18 protein-coding genes and 2 tRNA genes are annotated in these 19,733 nt (G+C 56.9%); 18 read left to right on the top strand and 2 right to left on the bottom strand.

The window, feature by feature from the left end; all coding sequences use genetic code 11:
- Positions 1-82 precede the first annotated feature (82 nt).
- Together HFD92_RS12355 and HFD92_RS12350 are read left to right on the top strand one after the other, a co-directional pair.
- Positions 83-157, top strand: a tRNA-Gln gene (locus tag HFD92_RS12355).
- Positions 158-186: 29 nt separating this feature from the next.
- A tRNA-Gln gene (locus HFD92_RS12350) sits at positions 187-261 on the top strand.
- 97 nt (positions 262-358) lie between these two features.
- On the opposite strand, the gene ubiF is transcribed toward HFD92_RS12350, so the two are convergent.
- A complete protein-coding gene (ubiF, locus tag HFD92_RS12345) occupies positions 359-1,531 on the bottom strand; it encodes a 3-demethoxyubiquinol 3-hydroxylase (RefSeq protein WP_167429021.1) in 1,173 nt (390 codons plus the stop codon).
- Positions 1,532-1,703: 172 nt separating this feature from the next.
- Between ubiF and miaB the strand changes: the two genes are divergently transcribed.
- The 9 genes from miaB to HFD92_RS12300 all read left to right on the top strand — a co-directional run bounded on the left by miaB (position 1,704) and on the right by HFD92_RS12300 (position 11,285).
- Entirely contained in the window at positions 1,704-3,128 is a 1,425-nt protein-coding gene (gene miaB, locus HFD92_RS12340; RefSeq protein WP_009091472.1) for a tRNA (N6-isopentenyl adenosine(37)-C2)-methylthiotransferase MiaB, read from the top strand.
- Positions 3,129-3,337: 209 nt separating this feature from the next.
- Positions 3,338-4,399: a PhoH family protein gene (locus tag HFD92_RS12335; protein ID WP_009091474.1), complete on the top strand. Its 1,062-nt coding sequence runs from the start codon at positions 3,338-3,340 to the stop codon at positions 4,397-4,399.
- Positions 4,396-4,869: an rRNA maturation RNase YbeY gene (ybeY, locus tag HFD92_RS12330; RefSeq protein WP_058956316.1), complete on the top strand. Its 474-nt coding sequence runs from the start codon at positions 4,396-4,398 to the stop codon at positions 4,867-4,869. The genes HFD92_RS12335 and ybeY overlap by 4 nt, the downstream gene beginning before the upstream one ends.
- Before the next feature lie 82 nt (positions 4,870-4,951).
- The gene (corC, locus tag HFD92_RS12325) at positions 4,952-5,833 is read left to right on the top strand and encodes a CNNM family magnesium/cobalt transport protein CorC (RefSeq protein WP_009091478.1); all 882 of its coding nucleotides are present in this window, start codon (positions 4,952-4,954) and stop codon (positions 5,831-5,833) included.
- A 4-nt stretch (positions 5,834-5,837) separates the two neighbouring features.
- Positions 5,838-7,361 (top strand): apolipoprotein N-acyltransferase, encoded by a 1,524-nt coding sequence (gene lnt, locus HFD92_RS12320; RefSeq protein ID WP_167429020.1) that lies wholly within the window; start codon positions 5,838-5,840, stop codon positions 7,359-7,361.
- 603 nt (positions 7,362-7,964) lie between these two features.
- Complete coding sequence (locus HFD92_RS12315; protein ID WP_058956318.1) at positions 7,965-8,861, top strand: amino acid ABC transporter substrate-binding protein; 897 nt, start codon at positions 7,965-7,967, stop codon at positions 8,859-8,861.
- 280 nt (positions 8,862-9,141) lie between these two features.
- Entirely contained in the window at positions 9,142-9,882 is a 741-nt protein-coding gene (locus tag HFD92_RS12310) for an amino acid ABC transporter permease (RefSeq protein WP_009091484.1), read from the top strand.
- On the top strand, positions 9,882-10,559 hold the full coding sequence (gltK, locus tag HFD92_RS12305) for a glutamate/aspartate ABC transporter permease GltK (RefSeq protein ID WP_009091486.1): 678 nt from the start codon (positions 9,882-9,884) through the stop codon (positions 10,557-10,559). The genes HFD92_RS12310 and gltK overlap by 1 nt, the downstream gene beginning before the upstream one ends.
- Positions 10,560-11,285 (top strand): amino acid ABC transporter ATP-binding protein, encoded by a 726-nt coding sequence (locus HFD92_RS12300; protein WP_009091487.1) that lies wholly within the window; start codon positions 10,560-10,562, stop codon positions 11,283-11,285. It begins immediately after the preceding gene.
- Between the two features lie 57 nt (positions 11,286-11,342).
- On the opposite strand, the gene HFD92_RS12295 is transcribed toward HFD92_RS12300, so the two are convergent.
- Positions 11,343-11,825 carry a zinc ribbon-containing protein gene (locus HFD92_RS12295; protein ID WP_046101412.1) on the bottom strand — a complete coding sequence of 161 codons (483 nt, stop codon included), beginning with the start codon at positions 11,823-11,825 and terminating at the stop codon, positions 11,343-11,345.
- 223 nt (positions 11,826-12,048) lie between these two features.
- Here HFD92_RS12295 and leuS point away from each other — a divergent pair, with 223 nt between their 5' ends.
- The 7 genes from leuS to mrdA all read left to right on the top strand — a co-directional run bounded on the left by leuS (position 12,049) and on the right by mrdA (position 19,733).
- The gene (gene leuS / locus HFD92_RS12290; RefSeq protein ID WP_167429019.1) at positions 12,049-14,631 is read left to right on the top strand and encodes a leucine--tRNA ligase; all 2,583 of its coding nucleotides are present in this window, start codon (positions 12,049-12,051) and stop codon (positions 14,629-14,631) included.
- A 14-nt stretch (positions 14,632-14,645) separates the two neighbouring features.
- Positions 14,646-15,245 (top strand): LPS assembly lipoprotein LptE, encoded by a 600-nt coding sequence (gene lptE, locus HFD92_RS12285; RefSeq protein WP_009091493.1) that lies wholly within the window; start codon positions 14,646-14,648, stop codon positions 15,243-15,245.
- The gene (gene holA / locus HFD92_RS12280; protein ID WP_167429018.1) at positions 15,242-16,273 is read left to right on the top strand and encodes a DNA polymerase III subunit delta; all 1,032 of its coding nucleotides are present in this window, start codon (positions 15,242-15,244) and stop codon (positions 16,271-16,273) included. Before lptE ends, holA begins: the two co-directional genes overlap by 4 nt.
- Positions 16,266-16,910 carry a nicotinate-nucleotide adenylyltransferase gene (nadD, locus tag HFD92_RS12275; RefSeq protein WP_009091497.1) on the top strand — a complete coding sequence of 215 codons (645 nt, stop codon included), beginning with the start codon at positions 16,266-16,268 and terminating at the stop codon, positions 16,908-16,910. The genes holA and nadD overlap by 8 nt, the downstream gene beginning before the upstream one ends.
- Positions 16,911-17,002: 92 nt before the next feature.
- Positions 17,003-17,320: a ribosome silencing factor gene (gene rsfS / locus HFD92_RS12270; RefSeq protein WP_009091499.1), complete on the top strand. Its 318-nt coding sequence runs from the start codon at positions 17,003-17,005 to the stop codon at positions 17,318-17,320.
- A gap of 3 nt (positions 17,321-17,323) precedes the next feature.
- Positions 17,324-17,794 (top strand): 23S rRNA (pseudouridine(1915)-N(3))-methyltransferase RlmH, encoded by a 471-nt coding sequence (gene rlmH, locus HFD92_RS12265; RefSeq protein WP_009091501.1) that lies wholly within the window; start codon positions 17,324-17,326, stop codon positions 17,792-17,794.
- Between the two features lie 34 nt (positions 17,795-17,828).
- On the top strand, positions 17,829-19,733 hold the full coding sequence (gene mrdA / locus HFD92_RS12260) for a peptidoglycan DD-transpeptidase MrdA (protein WP_009091503.1): 1,905 nt from the start codon (positions 17,829-17,831) through the stop codon (positions 19,731-19,733).

Below are 19,733 nucleotides of genomic sequence, written 5' to 3'. Positions count from 1 at the left end.
GCTACGTAGCTCAGCTGGTTAGAGCACAGCACTCATAATGCTGGGGTCACAGGTTCGATTCCCGTCGTAGCCACCATATAATTGGGGTGTCGCCAAGCGGTAAGGCACTGGTTTCTGATACCAGCATTCCGGGGTTCGAATCCCTGCACCCCAGCCATACAAAGACAATTTGAAAAACACCATTATTGGGGTGTCGCCAAGCGGTAAGGCACTGGTTTCTGATACCAGCATTCCGGGGTTCGAATCCCTGCACCCCAGCCAAATTGCACAACAGGCCCGCTTTTGCGGGCTTTGTTGTTTTTGTCGTCTGCCTTTGTGACGGCTGACCCACCCTGCGGCGAGCCAGACCGCCTCTCTGTTACAATCCCAGCGCGTAGCGCAGCACCTGCCGCTTCAGTACCCCGGAATGTTCGGCGGCAATCAGGCCGAGATTTCGTGCAAACCGCAGCGGAGCCAGCTGATTGCTGAAGGCGAAGTAGAAGAGATCCATCCCCCCCTGCATCAGCATGTTGTCGCGGCGGCGCTTGCGGTGATAACGCTGCAGCACCCGCTCAGAGGCCCACTCTTCCGCTGCGTCGCGCGCGCTGACCAGCACATCAATCAACGCATCAATATCGCGATAGCCCAGATTGACGCCCTGCCCGGCCAGCGGATTGATGGTGTGCGCCGCATCGCCAACCAGCGCCAGCCCCGGCAGCACATACTGCGAAGCGTGACGGCGCACCAGCGGGAAACTGCCCGCCGCGTGGGCTTTAAAACGTCCCAGCCGCGCCGGGAAGTGACTGGCAATCTCTTTTTCCAGCTGAGCCATCGGCATCGCCTGAAGCTGACGGACTCTTGCCGGTGCGTCATACCAGACCAGCGAGGCCCGGTTGTCATACAGCGGCAAAAAGGCGCGTGGCCCCTGAGGCGTGAAGTGCTGCCAGGTGGCATCGCCTGCCGGATGTTCACAGGTCACGCTGATCAGTAAACAGGACTGCGCATAGCTCCAGCCATGAATCCCGATGCCGGCCATCTGCCGCACCTGCGAATTGGCCCCATCGGCGCCGATTACCAGCCGGGTATGCAGCGTCACGCCATCGCTCAGGTCGACGCGCCAGCCGCCGTTTTCCGGCTGCAGATTTTCCAGCGTGGCCGGGCAGTAGCAGGTCACATCCCGCGACTGCATCTCTTCCCACAACGCGCGCTGAAGAACGCTGTTCTCGACCATGAAGCCCAGCTCCGGCAATCCCAGCGAGGCGGCATCGAAACTCACCTGCGCCGTCTGCCACTCCCAGGTTTCCAGCCTGCGATAAGGGGCGCTTCGCATCGCTTCCACCCGCGGCCAGACGCTGAGCTGCTTCAGTAACGCCACCGAGGAGGAACCGATCGCTGAAATACGCAGATCGGGCTCGCTGTCGGCATCAAAGGAGGCGGGCTCGGCGCGTTCAATGACCGCCACGCGAAAACGCTGCTGCGTCAGTCCGCAGGCCAGCGCAGCACCCACCATGCCTCCCCCGACAATCACCACATCAAACTGATTATCCTGCATTGCTTCTATCCTTCTCTTAATCCCGTCCGCCTGCGCAACACGGGTCTGAATACAGCAAAGTGTACCGGAAAACCGGATAGCTGACAGAAAAGCCCGCAGGCTGGTCACAACCGCATCAAAGCATTACAATACGCGCCCCGCACTTCACTGCACTGAATCAATGGCTAGCGCGATGACAAAAAAACTGCATATCAAAACCTGGGGATGTCAGATGAATGAGTATGATTCATCGAAGATGTCTGATCTGCTGAACAGTACGCACGGCTATACGCTGACCGAGGTCGCTGAAGAAGCGGATGTTCTGCTGCTTAACACCTGCTCTATCCGCGAAAAAGCGCAGGAGAAGGTTTTCCACCAGCTGGGGCGCTGGAGAAAGCTGAAAGAGCGTAACCCGGATGTGATCATTGGCGTGGGCGGCTGTGTGGCGTCACAGGAAGGAGATCATATTCGTCAGCGAGCGCCCTGCGTGGACATCGTATTTGGCCCGCAGACCCTGCACCGCCTGCCGGAGATGATCAACACCGTGCGCGGCAGTAAAAGCCCGGTGGTAGACATCAGCTTCCCGGAAATCGAAAAATTTGACCGCCTGCCGGAACCCCGCGCAGAAGGTCCGACAGCCTTTGTCTCCATCATGGAAGGCTGCAACAAATATTGCACGTTCTGCGTGGTGCCTTACACCCGTGGTGAGGAAGTGAGCCGTCCGTGTGACGACATTCTGCTGGAGATTGCTCAGCTGGCGGCGCAGGGCGTGCGCGAAGTGAACCTGCTGGGTCAGAACGTCAACGCCTGGCGCGGTGCTTCCTTTGATGGCGACACCTGTACCTTCGCTGAGCTGCTGCGCCTGGTCGCCGCCATCGACGGTATTGACCGCATCCGCTTCACCACCAGCCATCCGATTGAGTTCACGGATGACATCATTGATGTCTACCGTGATACGCCGGAGCTGGTGAGCTTCCTCCATCTGCCGGTGCAGAGCGGCGCAGACCGCATTCTCACGCTGATGAAACGTGCTCACACGGCACTGGAATATAAAGCGATTATCCGCAAGCTGCGCGCGGCGCGTCCCGATATTGAGATCAGCTCTGACTTCATTATCGGTTTCCCGGGTGAAACCCAGCAGGATTTCGAGCAGACCATGAAGCTCATCGCCGACGTGAATTTCGATGTCAGCTTCAGCTTTGTCTACTCAGCCCGTCCCGGCACGCCCGCCGCTGACCTGCCGGATGATGTCAGCGAGGAGGAGAAGAAGCAGCGTCTGTGGATCCTGCAGGATCGCATCAACCAGCAGGCGCAGGCGATCAGTCGCCGCATGCTGGGCACCGTGCAGCGTATTCTGGTTGAAGGCATCTCCCGCAAGAACGTCATGGAAGTCTCTGGCCGCACCGAAAATAACCGCGTGGTCAACTTTGAAGGCTCACCTGAGATGATTGGCCGGTTTGTGGATGTTGAAATTGTCGATGTCTACACCAACTCCCTGCGCGGCAGGCTGGTGCGCACCGAAGATGAGATGGGCCTGCGCATGGCACAGAGCCCGGCGTCTGTGATTGCCCGCACCCGCAAAGAGAACGACATCGGCGTGGGTCTCTTCCAGCCGTGATACCGGCTTTATTGTGCGGCAGCGCGCTTCGCGCTGCCGCCAGTTTCACATTGCGACACTTGCTTTCTGACGCTGTTGCCCAAATATCTCTCCTTAAGCTTGCGCCCAGGCGTTACGGCATAAATAATTTCGTTATGGTGCATCCGGTTAAGCTCAACGGTGCGTCAGACACACCCCATAACTGGCCCTGAGTGACCCAAAGGATTCGTTTGAATATCGAAACTCGTGAAATCGCCCTTGAACCGGCTGATAACCGTCGTCTGATGAGCCTTTGCGGGCCGTTCGATGACAATGTGAAACAGCTTGAGCGCCGACTGGGTATTGAGATCAATCGTCGCGACAACGTCTTTAAGCTGGTTGGACGCCCTCTGTGCGTCAATGCCGCCGCCGATATCCTGAAAACGCTCTATGTGGATACGGCGCCCGTGCGCGGCGACATTCCGGATATCGAGCCGGACCAGATTCATCTCGCCATCAAAGAGAGCCGGGTGCTGGAGCAAACCGCCGACAGCGTGCCGGAGTATGGTAAAGCGGTCAACATCAAGACCAAACGTGGCGTTATCAAACCGCGCACGCCGAACCAGGCGCAGTACATCGCAAATGTCCTCGACCACGATATCACCTTTGGTATCGGCCCGGCCGGTACCGGTAAAACCTATCTGGCCGTGGCCGCCGCGGTGGACGCGCTGGAGCGTCAGGAGATCCGTCGCATCATGCTGACCCGTCCGGCGGTAGAAGCGGGTGAAAAACTGGGCTTCCTGCCCGGCGATCTGAGCCAGAAAGTCGACCCCTATCTGCGTCCGCTCTACGATGCGCTGTTTGAAATGCTCGGTTTCGAGCGGGTTGAAAAGCTGATGGAGCGCAACGTCATTGAAGTGGCCCCGCTGGCCTACATGCGTGGTCGTACCCTGAACGATGCGTTTATCATTCTTGATGAGAGCCAGAACACCACCATCGAACAGATGAAGATGTTCCTGACGCGTATCGGCTTTAACTCCAAAGCGGTCATTACCGGCGACGTGACCCAGATTGACCTGCCGCGCCACGTTAAGTCCGGCCTGCGTCATGCCATTGAGGTGCTCTCTGATGTGGAGGAGATTAGCTTCAACTTCTTCCACAGCGAGGATGTGGTTCGCCATCCTGTCGTGGCCCGCATTGTCACCGCCTATGAAGCCTGGGAAGCGGCCGATCAGACCCGGCGTGACCAGCAGGCTGAAGAGCGCAAACGTGAAGCGCTGGCGGCGCAGAGCGCAACCCAGGAGAGCAAATGAGCGAAGTGATTCTCGACCTGCAGGTCGCCTGTGAAAACAGCGCAGGGTTGCCGGATGAAAGCCAGTTTCATCGCTGGCTCTCGGCGGCGGTTGCCCCTTTTCAGCCCGACAGCGAAGTCACCGTCCGTCTGGTTGATGAAGCCGAAAGTCATGAGCTTAATCTGACCTATCGCGGTAAAGACAAGCCGACTAATGTGCTCTCCTTCCCGTTTGAAGCCCCGCCGGGTATTGAGCTGCCGCTGCTGGGCGATCTCATTATCTGCCGTCAGGTGGTTGAGCAGGAAGCGGCTGAACAGGGTAAAAGCGTGGAGGCGCACTGGGCCCACATGGTGGTGCACGGCACGCTGCATCTGCTGGGATATGACCATATTGATGACGACGAAGCAGATGAAATGGAAGGGCTGGAGACCGAGATAATGCTTGCTCTTGGGTATCCTGATCCGTACATTTCGGAGAAAGAAGACGCCTGAATCCCGCATTCAGGCTATCCGGCTGTCAGTGCATGTGGCTGACAGCCCCCATTCCTCACCAGAGAGATCTTTAAAAACCGCCATGAGCGACGACCATTCTCAAAACAGCGATGCACCCAGTAGTAAAAAGGGATTTTTCTCCCTGTTAATCAACCAGCTTTTTCACGGCGAACCCAAAAACCGTGATGAGCTACTGGAGCTGATCCGCGACTCGAATAACAAAGAGCTGATTGACCAGGACACCCGCGACATGCTCGAAGGGGTACTGGATATTGCGGAGCAGCGCGTGCGTGACATCATGATCCCGCGCTCGCAGATGATCACCCTGAAACGGAATCAGAGCCTTGAAGAGTGTCTGGATGTCATCATCGACTCCGCGCACTCCCGCTTCCCGGTGATCAGCGAAGATAAAGATCATGTGGAAGGTATCCTGATGGCGAAAGATTTACTGCCGTTTATGAGCAGCGAATCTGAACCTTTCAGCATTGAAAAAGTGCTGCGTCCTGCGGTGGTGGTGCCGGAAAGTAAGCGTGTGGATCGGATGCTGAAAGAGTTTCGCTCCCAGCGTTACCACATGGCGATCGTGATTGATGAGTTTGGCGGCGTCTCCGGCCTGGTGACCATTGAAGATATCCTGGAACTGATCGTCGGTGAGATTGAAGATGAGTATGACGACGAAGAAGATCGTGATATCCGTCAGCTCAACCGCCACACCTTCACGGTGCGCGCGCTGACCGCCATTGAAGATTTCAACGAGGTGTTTGGCACGCAGTTCAGTGATGATGAAGTCGACACCATCGGGGGCCTGGTGATGCAGGGCTTCGGCCATCTGCCTGCACGCGGTGAAAGCATCGAGATTGAAGGTTACCAGTTCAAGGTGGCGATGGCGGACAGCCGACGCATCATCCAGGTTCATGTGACTATTCCGGAAAACGCACCACAACCTCAACTGGAAGACGAATAAGTCTATGGCTTTCGCCTCACTTTACCCGCGTCAGCGGGTTCGCCTGCTGCTGGCTTTAATAACGGGTGCGTCTGGCACCCTCGCCTTCTCCCCCTACGATTTCTGGCCCGCCGCACTGCTGTCACTGTGCGGTTTACAGCTGCTGACCCTTAACCGTTCCACTCCGCAGGCCAGCGCGATCGGCTTTGTCTGGGGGCTGGGCCTGTTTGGCAGCGGCGTCAACTGGGTTTACGTCAGCATCGCCACCTTTGGCGGTATGCCCGGCCCGGTAAACGTGTTTATTGTGGCGCTGCTCGCTGCCTATCTGGCGCTCTATCCGGCCCTGTTTGCCGGTGTGCTGAACCGCCTGTGGCCTCGTACTTCGCTGTGGCGACTGGCGCTGGCCGCCCCGGCGCTGTGGCAGATCACCGAGTTCCTGCGCGGCTGGGTGCTGACCGGCTTTCCGTGGCTGCAGTTTGGTTACAGCCAGATCGACGGACCGCTGAAGGGTCTGGCACCGCTGGCGGGCGTTGAAACCCTGACCTTCCTGCTGATGGTTATCGCCGGGCTGCTGGCTTATGCCCTGCAGCAGCGCAATATCAGAAGTCTGATCGCCGCGCTGCTGCTGCTGGCGCTGCCGTGGCCGTTGCGCTACCTCCAGTGGGTTGAGCCGATGCCCGAACGCACCGTCGAGGTGGCGCTGGTTCAGGGCAACATTCCGCAATCCATGAAGTGGGACCCGCAGCAGCTGCTCAACACGCTGCGCATTTACACCGGTCTCAGTCAGCCGCTGATGGGCAAAGCGCCGATCATTATCTGGCCGGAGTCAGCGATAACCGATCTGGAAAGCAACCAGCAGCCCTTCCTGCGTTCGCTGGATGATGAGCTGCGTCAGCGCGGCAGTTCGCTGGTCACCGGTATTGTTGACTCCCGGCTGGAGCAGAACCGCTATCACGACTACAACACGGTCATCGTGCTGGGCGGCAAAGCGCCGTACAACTACTTCAGTGGCAACCGCTACCAGAAAAATCATCTGGTGCCGTTTGGTGAATTTGTTCCGCTGGCCGATCTGCTGCGTCCGCTGGCTCCGTTCTTCGATTTACCGATGTCCGCGTTCAGCCGGGGCAACTATCTCCAGCCGCAGCTCAGCGTGGCGGGATATCACCTTACCACGGCGATCTGTTATGAGATCGTGCTGGGTGAACAGGTGCGGGCCAACTTCCATCCCGATACGAACTTCCTGCTGACCGTTTCTAATGATGCCTGGTTTGGTCACTCGATCGGCCCATGGCAGCATTTCCAGATGGCGCGGATGCGGGCGCTGGAACTGGGTCGTCCGCTGTTACGCAGCACTAACAATGGCGTCACTGCCGTGGTGGATGCGAAAGGCGATGTGGCGTCAATTCTGCCGCAGTTCACCCGCGATGTCCTGACCAGCAAAGTTACCCCGACCAAAGGGGAAACGCCCTACGCGAAAGCGGGCGTCTGGCCGGTGTGGTCTCTGACGCTGCTGGCTGCGGTGATTGCCCTGCTGCGTCGCCGTCGATAACCGCCTGGATGCCGCAAGGCCTGCTGTGATACCCAGCCAAAGCAGGAAACACGGTCAGGCAAAAACCGCCCTCTCTGACACACCCGACCCGCGTCGTCCATGGCGCGGGTCACTTTCCGCTTCAGCCCCTGTTCCCTGCGCTTTCATCTGACGCTTTACTGCCAGATTCATCTGGCTTCGGGTGTGTCAGCCTTCTGAGGCTTCGTTTTTTATTTTTTTATCCCCGATATAACTCACTCTCCTGACCGCATACTCTGCTGCCTTTCTCGCTCTGAACCGCTTTCTGGCACGATGATTGCTAAATATTTCAGTGTTTTTCACAGACAGGCTGATTGCAGGCGCTGACAGCGAGCCGGTTGCACCAAAACTATCCGCACTGCTGCACCGTTACCGCGCAGCACGGGATATTTGCCTTTTTTTGGTGCGTATCACCTCGCAAAACAGAAACTTTTTTGTTTCATTGCGTTAACAATCCGCTATGTTAGTGACTCTTCTGCGCCCGTTTTCAGCGCAGAAAGAGCCCGGACGCAGCAAAAAACAGACACAACATCATAATCAGCGCAGGTTATAGCCTGTGCCTTTTTCATACGAAGGAGTTGGAACATGCAACTACGCAAAGTGGCATTATCTCTTCTGCTGATCAGCGCAGCGGCGGGAGCGGCCCAGGCGGAAGATCTCAGCGGCACCCTGAAAAAGATCAATGACAATGGCGTTATTGTGGTCGGGCATCGCGAATCATCAGTTCCCTTTTCTTATTATGACAACCAGCAAAAAGTGGTGGGCTATTCACAGGCCTATTCCAACGCCATCGTGGACGCCATCAAAGCAAAACTGAACAAGCCGGATCTGCAGGTCAAGATGATCCCTATCACCTCTCAGAACCGTATTCCGCTGTTGCAGAACGGCACCTACGATTATGAGTGTGGCTCGACCACCAATAACCTTGAGCGCCAGAAACAGGCAGCCTTCTCTGACACCATTTTTGTCATCGGCACCCGATTGCTGGTGAAGAAAGGTGGCCCAATCAAAGATTTCGCTGACCTGAAAGGCAAAACCGTCGTTGTGACCTCCGGCACCACCTCCGAAGTGCTGCTGCATAAACTTAATGACGAGCAGAAAATGGATATGCGCATCATCAGCGCAAAAGATCACGGCGACTCTTTCCGCACCCTGGAAACCGGTCGTGCCGTGGCCTTTATGATGGATGACGCGCTGCTGGCTGGCGAACGCGCAAAAGCGAAAAAACCGGACAACTGGGAAATCATAGGCACGCCGCAGTCCAAAGAGGCCTATGGCTGCATGCTGCGTAAAGATGATCCACAGTTCAAAGCCCTGGTGGATGAAACCATCGCTAAAGCCCAGACCTCCGGTCAGGCTGAAAAATGGTTCGACACCTGGTTTAAACAGCCGATTCCGCCTAAGAACCTGAACATGAACTTTGAACTGTCTGAAGACATGAAAGCACTGTTCAAGACGCCGAACGATAAAGCACTGAATTAACAACAAAATACCCAATGGATTTCAGGTTGCATTACGGTGGCCAGAGAGTGAATCCCGATGCGCTTACGCAGGTAAGTGATTCGCGTGAATCAACGCAGCCAGCAACATGGCAGCCAGAAAGACGGCGGGTATAACAAGGGCAGCCCGGCTGCCCTCTCGATTGCTGAAACCGCGGCATGGACAGACAGACTGACACGGGTCGTTCCCCTGCGTCAGAAGATAAAACGCCGTTCATCAATCTTCAGGGTAGCTTCGCTACCCTTTTTTTCCGGAGCTCGTTATGGGTATCGATTGGAACTGGGGCATCTTTCTCGAACAGGCCCCGTTCGGTAACACGACCTACCTTGGCTGGCTGTGGTCCGGTTTTCAGGTGACGATTGCCGTCTCCTGCTGTGCCTGGATTATTGCCTTCTTCGTGGGTTCATTTTTCGGCATTCTGCGCACCGTGCCTAATCGCCTGCTGGCCACCATTGGCACCTGCTATGTCGAACTGTTTCGTAACATCCCGCTGATCGTCCAGTTCTTCTTCTGGTATCTGGTCGCGCCTGAACTGGTGGGCGAGAAGCTCGGCATGTGGTTTAAGTCGGAGCTGGATCCCAACATTCAGTTTTTCCTCTCCTCCATGATCTGTCTTGGCCTCTTTACCGCGGCCCGCGTCTGCGAGCAGGTCCGTGCTGCCATTCAGTCACTGCCGACCGGGCAGAAGAATGCGGGTCTGGCGATGGGATTAACCCTGCCGCAGACCTACCGCTATGTGCTCCTGCCGAATGCGTATCGCGTGATTGTCCCGCCGATGACGTCGGAAATGCTGAACCTGGTCAAGAACTCGGCTATCGCCTCCACCATTGGTCTGGTCGATATGGCCGCGCAGGCGGGCAAACTGCTCGACTATTCGGCCCACGCCTATGAGTCCTTTACCGCCATTACGCTCGCCTACGTCGCGATTAACCTGGTGATTATGTTGTTGATGAGTCTGGTCGAGCGCAAAGTCCGGCTGCCAGGCAATGCGGGAGGCAAGTAATGTACGAGTTTGACTGGAGTTCCATTGCTCCCAGCCTGCCCTATCTGCTCAACGGCCTGGTGATTACGTTTAAAATCACCCTGACCGCCGTGGTCTTTGGCATTCTGTGGGGCACCCTGCTGGCGGTAATGCGTCTGTCGAGCTTTAAGCCGATCAGCTGGTTCGCCAAAATTTATGTCAACCTGTTCCGCTCCGTGCCGCTGGTGATGGTGCTGCTCTGGTTCTATCTGGTGGTGCCGAGTTTTCTGCAACAGGTGCTGGGACTATCGCCCAAAACCGATATCCGGCTGATTTCAGCCATGGTCGCTTTCTCGCTGTTCGAAGCGGCTTACTACTCTGAAATTATTCGCGCCGGCATCATCAGTATCTCACGCGGCCAGGGTAACGCCGCGCTGGCACTCGGCATGACGCCGTGGCAGTCGATGAGACTGATCATCCTGCCGCAGGCGTTTCGCGCCATGGTTCCGCTGTTACTGACCCAGGGTATCGTGCTGTTCCAGGATACCTCACTGGTCTATGTCTTAAGCCTGGCGGACTTCTTCCGCACCGCGTCCACCATTGGTGAGCGCGACGGGACCCAGGTGGAGATGGTTCTGTTTGCCGGTCTGGTCTACTTCGTGATCAGCCTGAGTGCATCGCTGTTGGTCAGCTATCTGAAAAGAAAAAGGACGGTTTAAATGATTAGCCTGAAAAATGTTTCTAAGTGGTATGGTCACTTTCAGGTGCTGACCGACTGCTCAACCGAGGTCAAAACCGGTGAAGTGGTGGTGGTGTGCGGGCCGTCCGGCTCCGGTAAATCGACGCTGATCAAAACGGTTAACGGACTTGAGCCGATCCAGCAGGGTGTGATTGCGGTGAATGGCACCGAGGTGAACAACAAAAAAACCAACCTGGCGCAGCTTCGCAGTCAGGTTGGCATGGTATTTCAGCACTTCGAACTCTTCCCTCACCTGAGCATTATCAACAATCTGGTGCTGGCGCAGGTGAAAGTGCTGAAGCGAGACAAAGCGGCAGCACGGGAGAAGGGGCTGAAACTGCTGAAGCGAGTGGGTCTGGCCGCGCATGCTGAGAAGTTTCCCGGTCAGCTTTCCGGAGGCCAGCAGCAGCGCGTGGCGATTGCGCGGGCACTCTGCATGGACCCCATCGCGATGCTGTTTGATGAGCCGACCTCCGCACTGGACCCGGAAATGATCAATGAAGTGCTGGATGTCATGGTCGAACTGGCCCAGGAGGGGATGACAATGATGGTGGTAACCCATGAGATGGGCTTCGCCCGCAAGGTAGCCAATCGCGTCATCTTTATGGATGAAGGGAAAATTATCGAAGACACCAATAAAGATGACTTCTTTAATAATCCGCAGTCTGACCGCGCCAAAGATTTCCTCGCCAAAATCCTGCACTAACCCCGGCCATTATGCGGGTCACCACCAGTGGCCCGCCTCACGCATGCGATGACGCTATCAGGGTTCAAAAGGCTGACGCTGAAACTGATCGTGGCCGCACTCCGGACAACGTGACAGCGTTTCAGGCGTGTAGATTGCCCGGGTAAACTGGCACTTTTCACACACCAGATTCCCCAGCCCTACCACTTCCCCGCTCTGATACACCCCATGATGATGCAGATCCTGGAAGACCTCGCGCCACTCCAGCTGACTCTTATCGGTAATATCTGCCAGCTCTTTCCAGACGCTCTCACGGATGATGCGCATAAAGAGCGAGTCCGCGACCGGTTCTTCGACGTCGCTATAGCTGCGCGCAAACTCTTCCAGATCGCGTCGGACCGCGCGCAGTACCTGATCAATCTCCTCTTCCGTCATATCGTTGCGTGCCAGCAGCTGGCTTCGCCGTCCGTCAATCAGCGCATCCGGGTTACGATCGCCCTGACGCAGACGGTCGGTCAGTACGGCTAACGACTCGCGATATTCCTGAGCCACTTTATTCATTTTGTTCTCCTTTTATGCAGACCCTCGCTGAATTAAGTTTAGTTGCAATGTTGCTTTTGCCGTGTCGTCTGTACAGGGAATTACAAAAGGGTGAAGGTTCTGACGCTTTCAGCAGAAATCGCGCCAGCAAAAGTGGGAAGTGTTGTTGATATGCGGCCTTATGGGTATGCTATGCGGATCTTAAAGCCAGAAAAATGTTATTCACAAAGGACCACAGGCAGCCATGCAAGAGCAATACCGCCCGGAAGAGATTGAATCCCGTGTGCAGCAACACTGGGATGAAAACGAAACGTTTAAAGTGACTGAGCAGGAAGGTAAAGAGAAATATTACTGCCTTTCAATGTTGCCCTATCCTTCTGGGCGCCTGCACATGGGCCACGTTCGTAACTACACCATCGGCGACGTAATCGCGCGTTATCAGCGTATGCTCGGCAAAAACGTACTCCAGCCGATTGGCTGGGATGCTTTCGGCCTGCCTGCAGAAGGCGCGGCGGTGAAGAACAACACCGCGCCGGCCCCGTGGACCTACGACAACATCGCCTACATGAAGAACCAGCTTAAACTGCTGGGCTTTGGCTATGACTGGAGCCGTGAACTGGCGACCTGCCAGCCTGAGTACTACCGCTGGGAACAGTGGTTCTTCACCAAACTCTATGAAAAAGGCCTGGTCTACAAAAAAACCTCGGCGGTGAACTGGTGCCCGAACGATCAGACCGTACTGGCTAACGAGCAGGTGATTGACGGCTGCTGCTGGCGCTGCGACACCAAAGTTGAGCGCAAAGAGATCCCGCAGTGGTTCATTAAAATCACCGATTATGCGGAAGAGCTGCTGAACGACCTGGATACGCTGGACGAGTGGCCTGAGCAGGTCAAAACCATGCAGCGTAACTGGATTGGTCGCTCAGAAGGCGTTGAAATCACCTTCGACGTGGCTGACAGCGAAGAGAAAGTCACTGTCTACACCACCCGCCCGGATACCTTTATCGGCGCCACCTATGTGGCCGTGGCTGCAGGCCATCCGCTGGCGACCCAGGCGTCGGTGAACAATCCGGCGCTGGCCGACTTTATCGCTGAATGCCGCAACACCAAAGTGGCTGAAGCCGATATGGCGACCATGGAGAAGAAAGGCATGGCGACCGGCCTCTCGGTTGTCCACCCGCTGACCGGCGAACACCTGCCTGTCTGGGTCGCTAACTTCGTTCTGATGGAATATGGCACGGGTGCCGTGATGGCGGTTCCGGCGCACGACCAGCGCGACTGGGAGTTTGCTACCAAATATGACCTGCCCATTAAGCCGGTTGTCCTTAACCTGGATGGCAGCATTCCTGACGTCGGCGCGGCGGCGATGACCGACAAAGGCGCCCTGTTCAACTCTGGCGAATTTAACAGTCTGGATCATGCGGCCGGTTTTAACGCCATCGCAGATACCCTGGCGGCCAAAGGCGTGGGCGTGCGTAAAGTGAACTACCGTCTGCGCGACTGGGGCGTTTCCCGTCAGCGCTACTGGGGTGCGCCTATCCCGATGGTCACGCTGGAAGATGGCACCGTAATGCCTGCACCAGAAGATCAGCTGCCGGTGATCCTGCCGGAAGATGTGGTGATGGATGGCATTACCAGCCCGATCAAAGCGGATCCGGAGTGGGCAAAAACCACGGTAAACGGCCAGCCTGCGCTGCGCGAAACCGATACCTTTGACACCTTCATGGAGTCCTCCTGGTACTACGCACGTTACACCTGTGCCGACTACAAAGAGGGTATGCTGGACCCGGCTGCAGCGAACTACTGGCTGCCGGTCGATCAGTATGTCGGCGGTATCGAGCACGCTATTATGCACCTGATGTATTTCCGCTTCTTCCACAAGCTGCTGCGTGATGCGGGCCTGGTGAACTCCAGCGAGCCGGCCAAACGCCTGCTGTGCCAGGGTATGGTGCTGGCTGACGCCTTCTACTACCTCGGCGACAACGGCGAACGCAACTGGGTTTCACCGGTTGACGTTGAAGTTGAGCGTGACGAGAAAGGCCGCATCGTGAAGGCCGTGGATAAGCAGGGTCGCGAGGTGATCTACGCGGGCATGAGCAAAATGTCGAAGTCGAAAAACAACGGCATCGACCCACAGCTGATGGTTGAGCGTTACGGCGCGGATACCGTGCGTCTGTTTATGATGTTTGCCTCACCGGCGGATATGACGCTGGAGTGGCAGGAGTCTGGCGTTGAAGGCGCAAACCGCTTCCTGAAGCGTGTCTGGAAACTGGTCTACGAGCACACCCAACTGGGTGCGACCGTGGCACTGGATGTGGAGAGCCTGAACGATGAGCAGAAATCGCTGCGTCGCGACCTGCACAAAACCATCGCCAAAGTAGCCGATGATATCGGCCGTCGTCAGACCTTCAACACCGCTATCGCGGCGATTATGGAGCTGATGAATAAACTGGCCCGCGCGCCGCAGGAAAGCGAGCAGGATCGCGCCCTGATGCAGGAAGCGCTGCTGGCGGTCGTTCGTCTGCTCTATCCGTTTACCCCGCACGCCAGCTACGTTCTGTGGCAGACGCTGGGTGGCGAAGGCTCCATTGATGAAGCGACCTGGCCGGTTGCGGATGAAGCCGCTATGGTTGAAGATTCACTGCTGGTTGTGGTGCAGGTCAACGGCAAAGTGCGTGGCAAAATCACCGTCGCCGCCGATGCAACACAGGAACAGGTTCAGGCACGCGCTGCCCAGGAGCATCTGGTGGCGAAATACCTGGACGGTGTGACTATCCGTAAAGTCATTTATGTACCGGGCAAACTGCTTAACCTGGTCGTAGGTTAAGTTCAGGAGGAACTGTGCGACATCCGATTATCAGGCTGTTTGTCATGCTGGCGGTGGTCATCACCGCTGGCTGTGGTTTTCATCCGCGTGGCACCACACAGGTGCCCAGCGAACTGAAAACCCTGATTGTTTCAACCGGCGATCCTTATGGACCCCTTGCGCGTACTGTGCGTCAGCAGCTGCGTATCAACGATGTCACTATTGTTGAAGACACTAAACAGAACCGCACCGATATTCCGACGCTGCGTCTGGGTCCTGAGGTGTCGGGGCGTAACACCGCCTCGGTCTTTATCAGCGGCACCTCTGCGGAGTATCAGCTGGTCATGACGCTAACGGCGCAGGTCCTGTTGCCGGGCAAAGGCATCTACCCAATCAGCACCACGGTCTATCGTTCATTCTTCGATAACCCGAACGCGGCGCTGGCAAAAGATGCCGAGCAGGATCTGATTACACAGGAGATGCGTCAGCGTGCGGCCGAACAGCTGATACGTAAGCTGCTGACCGTGCATGCCGCACAGATCAACAACAAAGAGACCTTACCGGCGTCCGTGATTCCGGTGCCGGGCCAGGTTTCAAAGGAAGCGCCCACTTCCTCTGCCACCAGTCTGCAATGATCAGGATTTATCCTGAGCAACTCAGCGCGCAGCTCCGTGAGGGGCTGCGCGCCTGTTATTTATTAACCGGAAACGAACCGCTGCTGTTGCAGGAGAGTGCCGACGCCATTCGCGCCGCCGCAACCGCGCAGGGATTCCAGGAACATTTCAGTTTTACGCTGGATGCGCAGACCGACTGGGAAAGCCTGTTTGTCAGCTGCCAGTCACTGAGTCTGTTTGCCCAGCGTCAGACCCTCACGCTGCAATTCCCCGACAATGGCCCTAACGCCGCAATGGCCGAGCAGCTGGTTAAGCTGTCACAGCTGCTGCACGCCGATATCCTGCTGGTCTGCCGGATGGCAAAGCTGACCCGCGCGCAGGAAAACAGCGCCTGGTTTAAAGCGCTGTCCGCCTCTGCGGTCATGGTGCCCTGCCAGACGCCAGAGCAGGCGCAACTGCCCCGCTGGGTGGTGAATCGGGCCAGAGCGCTGAAGCTGTCGGTGGATGACGCCGCCGTGCAGCTGCTCTGTTACTGCTACGAAGGCAATCTGCTGGCGCTTGCTCAGGCGCTGGAGCGGCTCTCACTGCAGTGGCCTGACGGCAAACTGACGCTGCCGCGGGTAGAAGAGGCGGTCAGCGATGCAGCGCACTTCACCCCTTTCCACTGGGTAGATGCGTTACTGGCAGGCAAAAGCCGCCGCGCCCTGCATATCCTCCATCAGCTGGAGAAAGAGGAGAATGAGGTGGTGATTCTGCTGCGTACGCTGCAGCGCGATATGCTGACGCTGCTGCATCTGCAACGTCATCAGGCACAGCAGCCGTTGCGCACGCTGATGGATCAGCAGCGGATCTGGCAGAATCGCCGCGCGCTGTTTACCGAGGCGCTGCAGCGACTCGACGCTGCCCGTCTGCAGCGCGCGATCCATCTGCTGAGTCAGATTGAGGTGACGCTGAAGCAGGATTATGGACAGCCGGTGTGGCCTCAGTTGCAGACCCTGACGCTGCTGCTCAGCAGCCGGGCTTTTCCGACGAGTTTTGCGCATGTCTGAGTTACAGGCGCTGTTTGGCGGCACGTTCGATCCGATTCATTTCGGCCATCTGCGCCCGGTCGAAGCGCTGGCGCAGCAGACCGGTCTGCAGCGCGTGACGCTGCTGCCCAATAATGTCCCTCCCCATCGTCCGCAGCCGGAAGCCAGTGCGGCCCAGCGGGTCGACATGCTGCGCTGTGCCATCGCCGGTTTGCCGCTGTTTGATATTGATACCCGTGAGCTGGCGCGCGATACGCCCTCCTGGACCGTGACAACCCTGGAGGCCTGGCGCGCCGAACGCGGTGCCGCCCAGCCGCTGGGATTTATCATTGGTCAGGACTCCTTACTGAGCTTAGCCAGCTGGCATCGCTGGCAGGATCTGCTGTCACTCTGTCATCTGCTGGTGTGCCAGCGGCCGGGCTACGCCACGCGATTTGAGGCGCCGGAGATGCAGCAGTGGCTCAATGAACACCTCGCCGGCGATATCCGGCAGCTGCATCAGCAGCCTGCGGGCCATATCTGGCTGGCAGACACGCCGCTGTATAATATTTCGGCAACCGAAATCCGCCGCCGCCGCCATCAGAACCTGCCCTGCGACGACCTGTTGCCCCCGGCGGTGATCGACTATATCGACCGCGAAGGCTTATATCGCGACTGATCCGGGCATGCTATACTGCGCCGCTTAATTTTCTGGCTGCACTTTCCGGGCTCGCAGCCGGCCCGATACCATCAGATTCAGAGGGGAACCTTTTGCAAGGTAAAGCACTCCAAGAGTTCGTTATTGATAAGATTGATGATCTCAAAGGTCAGGACATCGTGACCATCGACGTTCAGGGCAAATCCAGCATCACCGATTTCATGATCATCTGCACCGGCACCTCTACGCGTCATGTGACCTCGATCGCAGAGCACGTTGAGCAGGAGTCCCGTTTAGCTGGCCTGATGCCTTTAGGCATCGAAGGTAAAAGCGCGGCGGACTGGATCGTGGTTGATCTCGGTGATGTCATCGTGCACGTGATGCAGGAAGAGAGTCGCCAGCTGTATGAGCTGGAAAAACTCTGGGGCTAATCGGTGAAACTGCAACTTGTTGCCGTCGGCACGAAAATGCCCGACTGGGTGCAGACCGGTTTCATGGAGTATCTGCGCCGCTTCCCGAAAGATATGCCACTTGAGCTGACCGAAGTCACCGCGGGGAAACGCGGCAAAAATGCTGATATCAAACGCATTCTTGAAAAAGAGGGTGAAGCGATGTTAGCGGCGGTCGGCAAAGGAAATCGCATCGTCACGCTGGATATTCCCGGTCATCCGTGGGAAACCCCGCAGCTGGCGCAGCAGCTTGAACGCTGGAAACTGGATGGTCGCGATGTCAGCCTGCTGATTGGCGGGCCTGAAGGCCTGGCCCCCGCCTGCAAAGCGGCGGCAGAGCAGAGCTGGTCCCTGTCAGCATTGACGTTGCCCCATCCGCTGGTGCGCGTGCTGGTTGCGGAAAGTCTGTATCGAGCCTGGAGCATTACGGCAAATCATCCTTATCATCGTGAATGACCGATCAGCCCACAGCAGACATGACAAGTAGCGGATGAAATTACAAAGCAACGCCTTTCGCGATTACAGCGCCGAACAGAAACTCTTTGTCCGTCGGGCGTTTTTCGCCTTCGTCGGTATTTTGCTGCTCTCTTCAATCCTGGTGGTGAACCTTTACCATCTGCAGATCCTTCGCTTTGATGATTACAGTACCCGCTCCAACCAGAACCGCATAAAACTGGTGCCTGTCGCGCCCAGCCGCGGCATTATCTACGATCGTACCGGCACGCCGCTGGCGCTGAACCGCACCATCTATCAGGCTGAACTGGTGCCGGAAAAAGTCGATAACCTGCAACAGACGCTGGAGAATCTGCGCCCGATTCTGGAGCTGACGGATGAAGATCTGGAAAACTTCCAGAAAGAGCGTAAACGCTCGCGTCGTTTTACCTCCATTCCGGTGAAAACCGCGCTGAATGAGGTGCAGGTCGCCCGTTTTGCGGTCAATCAGTACCGCTTCCCCGGCGTGGAAGTGAAAGGCTATCAGCGCCGCTACTACCCATACGGTTCCACGCTGACGCATGTGGTCGGCTACGTCTCCAAAATCAACGATCGTGATGTGGCCCGCCTCGATAAAGAGGGGATCTGGCCAAATTACGCTGCGACCCACGATATCGGCAAGCTGGGCATCGAAGCCTATTATGAAGATCTCCTGCACGGCAAAACCGGCTTTGAGGAGGTTGAGGTCAACAACCGTGGCCGGGTCATTCGTCAGTTGCATGAGGAGTCACCTCAGGCGGGCCGTGATATCTATCTGACGATCGATCTCAAGCTGCAGCAATATATTGAAACCCTGCTGGCGGGCAGTCGTGCAGCGGTGGTCGTCAGCGATCCGCGCACCGGCGAAATCCTCGCCATGGTTTCCACCCCCAGCTACGACGCCAACTTATTTGTCGACGGGATTTCCAGTAAGGATTACCGCGGCCTGCTGGAAGATGAAAACCGCCCGCTCTATAACCGTGCGATTCAGGCTGCCTACCCTCCCGCCTCAACGGTCAAACCCTATGTCGCCGTCTCCGCCATGAGTGCCGGGGTGATTAACCGCAACACCAGTGTTTTCGATCCCGGCTGGTGGCAGCTTCCCGGTTCCGAAAAGCGTTTCCGCGACTGGAAGAAATGGGGCCATGGTCGTCTCAACGTCACCAAAGCGCTGGAAGAGTCTGCCGATACCTTCTTCTATCAGGTCGCCTATGACATGGGTATTGATCGCCTCTCTGAATGGATGAACAAGTTTGGCTACGGCAGCCGGACCGGCATCGACCTGCCGCAGGAGAGCGCCGGCAATATGCCGACCCGAGACTGGAAGATGAGACGCTTTAAAAAGCCGTGGTATCAGGGTGACACCATTCCGGTGGGCATCGGCCAGGGCTACTGGACGGCCACGCCGCTGCAGATGAACAAAGCGATGATGATTCTGATTAACGATGGCATCATCCGTGTGCCGCATATCCTGCGCGCCACCCGTGAAGGCCGGACGCTGGTGCCCTATCGCCAGCCGCCTGCCGCGCCGATTGGCGATATCCATTCCGGCTACTGGGAAATCGCCAAAGATGGCATGTATGGCGTGGCAAACCGCCCTAACGGCACCGCGCACAAGAGCTTTGCGGATGCGCCCTACAAAATCGCCGCCAAGTCCGGTACGGCACAGGTCTTTGGCCTGAAAGAGAACGAAACCTATAACGCCCACAGAATTGCTGAACGATTACGCGACCATAAGTTAATGACCGCGTTTGCTCCCTATGACAAACCTCGGGTTGCCGTGACCATTATTCTGGAAAACGGTGGCGCCGGTCCGGCTGTCGGCACCGTCATGCGCCAGATTCTGGATCACATCATGTTAGGTGATAACAATACAGTCCTGCCGGACGCCGCCCCGGTGCCGCCCGGTTATGAAGGTGAATAA

This window comes from Pantoea sp. EKM101V, from assembly GCF_011800325.1.
GTDB lineage: Bacteria > Pseudomonadota > Gammaproteobacteria > Enterobacterales > Enterobacteriaceae > Pantoea > Pantoea anthophila.
Note: the sequence above shows the minus strand (reverse complement) of the source record. Positions and strands in the feature narration are given on the sequence as shown.

Bases quoted from the DNA above. Each gene is read 5' to 3' on its own strand.
- ubiF (WP_167429021.1), bottom strand. From the start codon at position 1,531: ATGCAGGATAATCAGTTTGATGTGGTGATTGTCGGGGGAGGCATGGTG.
- miaB (WP_009091472.1), top strand. From the start codon at position 1,704: ATGACAAAAAAACTGCATATCAAAACCTGGGGATGTCAGATGAATGAG.
- ybeY (WP_058956316.1), top strand. From the start codon at position 4,396: ATGAGCGAAGTGATTCTCGACCTGCAGGTCGCCTGTGAAAACAGCGCA.
- corC (WP_009091478.1), top strand. From the start codon at position 4,952: ATGAGCGACGACCATTCTCAAAACAGCGATGCACCCAGTAGTAAAAAG.
- lnt (WP_167429020.1), top strand. From the start codon at position 5,838: ATGGCTTTCGCCTCACTTTACCCGCGTCAGCGGGTTCGCCTGCTGCTG.
- HFD92_RS12315 (WP_058956318.1), top strand. From the start codon at position 7,965: ATGCAACTACGCAAAGTGGCATTATCTCTTCTGCTGATCAGCGCAGCG.
- HFD92_RS12310 (WP_009091484.1), top strand. From the start codon at position 9,142: ATGGGTATCGATTGGAACTGGGGCATCTTTCTCGAACAGGCCCCGTTC.
- gltK (WP_009091486.1), top strand. From the start codon at position 9,882: ATGTACGAGTTTGACTGGAGTTCCATTGCTCCCAGCCTGCCCTATCTG.
- HFD92_RS12300 (WP_009091487.1), top strand. From the start codon at position 10,560: ATGATTAGCCTGAAAAATGTTTCTAAGTGGTATGGTCACTTTCAGGTG.
- HFD92_RS12295 (WP_046101412.1), bottom strand. From the start codon at position 11,825: ATGAATAAAGTGGCTCAGGAATATCGCGAGTCGTTAGCCGTACTGACC.
- leuS (WP_167429019.1), top strand. From the start codon at position 12,049: ATGCAAGAGCAATACCGCCCGGAAGAGATTGAATCCCGTGTGCAGCAA.
- holA (WP_167429018.1), top strand. From the start codon at position 15,242: ATGATCAGGATTTATCCTGAGCAACTCAGCGCGCAGCTCCGTGAGGGG.
- nadD (WP_009091497.1), top strand. From the start codon at position 16,266: ATGTCTGAGTTACAGGCGCTGTTTGGCGGCACGTTCGATCCGATTCAT.
- mrdA (WP_009091503.1), top strand. From the start codon at position 17,829: ATGAAATTACAAAGCAACGCCTTTCGCGATTACAGCGCCGAACAGAAA.